Genomic DNA, 4,407 nt, shown 5'->3' on the forward strand with positions numbered 1-4,407 from the left:
ATTCATAATAAATATTGGCAGAAGATTAAAGATTAGTTATTATGACTAACTCTTTTGATTAGAAAAAGATAAACTTGAGAATCCTCGATCAAATTTATTGACTCAAAATCAGCTATACTTAATTTAAATGAAACAGCCCTAGGGGGCAGGGGGGATCGAACCTAAAATCCATTTTTAATTTAATTATAACCAGCTACTTAACTGGATTTAGTATAAGGGCTAATTTCTAGGAGTCAAGGGCCGCTAGAAACTCCTCCAGCTGCTGCCGAGTAGGTTGGGATGCGATGGCGCCTGCTCTTCTTGTCACCATTGCCCCCACCGCACAGGCATAAATCACCGCCTTACGCGCTAAATCGGCATTTTCCCCGATTTGATCGCCTCCCAGACCAGCACGAGCCAAAAAACCCGCCACAAAGCCATCCCCCGCCCCGGTTGTATCCACTACCTCCCCAGAAAAAGCCTCGACATTGCCGCTATTTTCGCCTAAATGATATCTACAACCTTTTGCGCCGCCAGTAACCAGAATTGCCCCTAAATTGGGGTATTTTGACGATATTTCTCCCGGGTTATCAGTGCCAAATAACCATGCTGCTTCTTCCTCGCTACATTTGAGCAAATCGGCCTGGACGATAAAATCTCGAATGATATCAGGGGCAGCCTCAAGATTAGTCCAAAAAACCGGCCGCCAGTTGATATCGATCAATACTTTCACCCCGTAAATTTTAGCTAATTCGAGGGCGCGCATCATCGCCGCTCTCGCCGGGGGATAGGCTAACCCTAGGGTTCCCATCACTAGATAATCGGCATTTTTAAACAGATTTTCGGGCAATAGGTCAGCATTAAGGGCAGTATCGGCAAAATCAGTCGTTTTTCTGCCGCCAAAACCCGCAAAATGTCTGTCTCCCCCAGCATCGCGGGTGACATAAACTTGTCGGGTGGGTAGGGTGGCATGATACTGTACACCAGTGGTATCGACTCCGAGAGCGTCTAGCAAGGCGATTAACTGTTCTCCGGGTTGATCTTTGCCCACACAACCGATAAAAGCCGAATTTATGCCCAATTTTCGCAATCCACAGGCCACGTTTGCCGGCGCACCCCCCGCGTAGGTTGTCCAAGAAGTTACTTTCTCTATAGCGCGATCGCTTTGATCGGCAATTAGATCATAGAGGATTTCCCCTAAACAAATGACAGACACCGGCGAATATCTTTGATTGTTAAGCATTGCTGTGGGGTGTGGGAGACTTTTTTCAGTGTTGCCAAAGGCACGGCGTAGCCGTCCAGTAAACAGTAAACAGTAATCAGTGAGGTTCTTCGTTACTTGGTATGATTCGATCGGGGGGCATAAATCGACTAAATCCTTATTTGGTAAGAGACTTAATTGATTAGTTCGTTCAGGAGCGAAAACAATTGACAAAAATCACCAAATGCTTTTTTCTGCAAGGGTTTCATCCCTTAAAACTCCCGTCATGGCATCACACAAACCGAAGAACCATCAGTGAACTGAAAACTCTCATCTGATAACTGATCACTGATCACTGATTAATAACTTGTCAAGAAATCACGATAAATCAACTAGAGATTATCTGAGGCATTGAGTATAATTAGACACATAGATTAGGGGAAATTGCTCATAAATCAGCCCGATCGAGCGTGAATCCTCTTTTATTTTTTAGTCTTAGACTAAGGAAATATCATGGTTGATTGTAGTCAGATTCAGTTTGACGAGGATAAAAGCAAGATAGATCTATTGCAACTACGAGAATTATTTAATTTAACCGCATTTTGGGCAATCGATCGCCGTTTAGAAGATTTAGAAACCGCAATTGACTATAGTGATCCGGTGGTGACGGTGTGGAATGAGCGGCAATTAATTGGTTTTGCTCGGGCCACTTCTGACGGCATTTATCGGGCAACTATTTGGGATGTGATCGTTCATCCCGATTATCAGGGGGCCGGTTTAGGACGTAAATTAGTAGAAACAGTTTTGGCCCATCCCCGAATAAATCGGGTGGAAAGAGTCTATTTGATGACTACTAACCAACAACAATTTTACCAGCGCATTGGTTTCCAAAGGAACGCCACCACGACGATGGTATTATTTAATCGTTATCCCGAGGAGTTTTCCTATCCGGCGATCGAGGTAAAGAAAAAACGATCTCTGTGAGCTTATCCTGACTATTGTTATCGATTCGATCTAAGCTCATTTCCCCCCCCGATACTTCGATAATGCCTTTCGCTAACTGGAATTTAAGACTAGGAGAAAAGCCAAGAACTTGAGTAAATTGTTTGACTTCTTCTGGCTTTGATTCTAAACTCAAGGATGAAATTTCTGGCATTGGCCAGAGAGCCATTTCCCCCGTAAATTCTAGACTAATAGTGACTTTTTTCTCGTCAAGAGCGCTTACGGATATACAAATAGAGCCACTTCCTGGGTTGGCGATCGCTGCATCGACGAGAAGAACAAGAGCGGAGGATAAACATTGATAATCGGCAATAATAGCAATATCATCAGTTAAAGGGCTAAATTTAAGCTGAATATTGCGATTAGCTGCCTGTAAATAGGTTAAACTTGCCCAATCTTCCCAAAGTTTAGTTAAAGAAAAAATTTCTCGCTCCAGAGGTAAAGTACCCGACTCTAGCTTCGAGAGATTAATCATCTCATCGAGCATTGCCATCAGTTTACGGCCTGCCAGTTGTCCCTGGGCGATAAATTCCCTTTCTTCGGCTGGACTTTCACAAAGATCGGCGAGAATCATTTGATGGAGACTGATCATACTGCTCAATGGCGATCGCAATTCATGGGCAACCCGTCCCAAAAAACTGCTTTTGAGGTGATTAATTGCCACAGCCATCTGATAAGCGAGACGAGTTTGCTGTAATTCCCGTTTTAAAGCGTCAATATCGTCCATATTTACAGAAAAACTGCCCCTTGTCGTAAGATATCCCATCTTTGACATTGCCAACGCGCGACGGTGGAGGGTTGTCCACTATTGATTATTCCCCATGCTTGCCTTTCTGTGGGCGCTAACACCGTCACCGAGGGAAAAGTAGTCATAATCGCTTCTGGAGTTAATAAAGGCTCTTGTCCTGACAGATTAGCACTTGTGGTCGCTAAAACACCAGTTCGACCGAGAATTTCTCTTGCGATCGCATGAGCAGGAACTCGGATACCAATCGTGCTAGAATCCTTAGGGTTAAGAACTTTTGGTACTTTTTCAGAAGCGGGTAAAACCAAAGTTAGGGAGCCGGGCCAGTATTTTTCGGTCATTTGCCGCCAAATTTCCCTTTCTTCCTGATTTCCCTTGACATAATCCCATAAATCTGCTGCTGAGGCCGCCATGAGAATTAAAGGTTTATCAAAAGTCCGTTTTTTAGCGGCAAAAACTAAGGCAGCATAGGGGGGAGAAACTGCTAAAGCGGGGACTGTATCCGTGGGAAAAGAAACCACTTGACCACTTAGGGCTGCGTGAACAATTTCGTTAAGAGAAGCAGTAGGCATTGAGAATTGATCATTTTTGGGGACTAATTTAGCCTAAGACTTTTTGGTACAATTTTAAACGGGTAGGGTTGATTCATGAATCAACCCTACCTTGAATCAACCCTACCTTGAATCAATCCTACTTGATCAGCGGTGGATCTGAAAGTTTTTAACACCTACCTACTTATCTCCAACCAATTAGCGACGATTAATTATGAATGAGTCTGATACTTTGGCTAATCTCGAACAATTAGAATACATTCCCTACCTAGATGCCACTGGTAATATCTGTGTTGATTTCCAGGGAAAAATCGGGGTTTATGCCATTTTTGATCGAGAGCAAGTCCTAGAATTTGTCGGCTATTCTCGTGATATTTATCTCAGTTTAAAACAACATCTTGCCCGACAGCCCCAAGCTTGTTATTGGCTAAAAATCCAGTTGATTGAGCGTCCTAATCGGACTATTCTCGAATCGATTAAACAAGCTTGGCTAAGAGAAAGTCAGGCAGTAATCGACAATGAAAAACTCTGGACAGAACCAATTGATGCTAAATTAGCCATGACTGAGACAGAAAAAGAAATTTTTCAAAGTGCTGATGAAGTAGGGCAAATCAAGTTATTAAAACAGGTATCCAGACGAGTAGAAAACGATGTTCTATCAACTCTAGAAAAACGGGGAGTACAGATGGAAATTCGTTTTAATCCCAAGTTAAAAGAACAGGGTTTGCTCGATTTGAAGTAAAAATTAAGTAGGTAGGCGTTAAAAGTTATCAGATGCCCCCCTTATCAAGCTATCCATTAGTCACATCTTTCTTAACATAAAATTTGACAAAAAGAGAAAAGTGTGCAAGATGGCTCAAGGGGGTTCTATGGGGGGACTAATTTGATGAGATAGTTTCCAAGTCTGGCTGATATCATGTAACCTTCGC

At 42.9% G+C, this 4,407-nt stretch carries 5 protein-coding genes; 2 read left to right on the forward strand and 3 right to left on the reverse strand.

The window, feature by feature from the left end:
- Nucleotides 1–226: 226 nt before the first annotated feature.
- A complete protein-coding gene (locus PN470_RS04160) occupies nt 227–1,222 on the reverse strand; it encodes a carbohydrate kinase family protein (RefSeq protein ID WP_103111122.1) in 996 nt (331 codons plus the stop codon).
- A 471-nt stretch (nt 1,223–1,693) separates the two neighbouring features.
- Between PN470_RS04160 and PN470_RS04165 the strand changes: the two genes are divergently transcribed.
- Nucleotides 1,694–2,164 carry a GNAT family N-acetyltransferase gene (locus PN470_RS04165; protein ID WP_103111121.1) on the forward strand — a complete coding sequence of 157 codons (471 nt, stop codon included), beginning with the start codon at nt 1,694–1,696 and terminating at the stop codon, nt 2,162–2,164.
- Here the strand turns inward: PN470_RS04165 and PN470_RS04170 are convergent.
- A complete protein-coding gene (locus PN470_RS04170; RefSeq protein ID WP_103111120.1) occupies nt 2,100–2,957 on the reverse strand; it encodes a sensor histidine kinase in 858 nt (285 codons plus the stop codon). The two genes, PN470_RS04165 and PN470_RS04170, sit on opposite strands and share 65 nt — an antisense overlap.
- Nucleotides 2,912–3,499, reverse strand: coding sequence for an L-threonylcarbamoyladenylate synthase (locus tag PN470_RS04175; RefSeq protein WP_002732168.1), 588 nt, complete (start codon nt 3,497–3,499; stop codon nt 2,912–2,914). Before PN470_RS04175 ends, PN470_RS04170 begins: the two co-directional genes overlap by 46 nt.
- A gap of 193 nt (nt 3,500–3,692) precedes the next feature.
- Here PN470_RS04175 and PN470_RS04180 point away from each other — a divergent pair, with 193 nt between their 5' ends.
- Nucleotides 3,693–4,220: a GIY-YIG nuclease family protein gene (locus PN470_RS04180; protein ID WP_016514732.1), complete on the forward strand. Its 528-nt coding sequence runs from the start codon at nt 3,693–3,695 to the stop codon at nt 4,218–4,220.
- Nucleotides 4,221–4,407 lie beyond the last annotated feature (187 nt).

Source organism: Microcystis sp. CS-574, from assembly GCF_028329095.1.
Lineage (GTDB): Bacteria > Cyanobacteriota > Cyanobacteriia > Cyanobacteriales > Microcystaceae > Microcystis > Microcystis ichthyoblabe_A.

Coding starts and splice junctions, on each gene's coding strand:
- PN470_RS04160 (WP_103111122.1), bottom strand. CDS start 1,222: ATGCTTAACAATCAAAGATATTCGCCGGTGTCTGTCATTTGTTTAGGG.
- PN470_RS04165 (WP_103111121.1), top strand. CDS start 1,694: ATGGTTGATTGTAGTCAGATTCAGTTTGACGAGGATAAAAGCAAGATA.
- PN470_RS04170 (WP_103111120.1), bottom strand. CDS start 2,957: ATGTCAAAGATGGGATATCTTACGACAAGGGGCAGTTTTTCTGTAAAT.
- PN470_RS04175 (WP_002732168.1), bottom strand. CDS start 3,499: ATGCCTACTGCTTCTCTTAACGAAATTGTTCACGCAGCCCTAAGTGGT.
- PN470_RS04180 (WP_016514732.1), top strand. CDS start 3,693: ATGAATGAGTCTGATACTTTGGCTAATCTCGAACAATTAGAATACATT.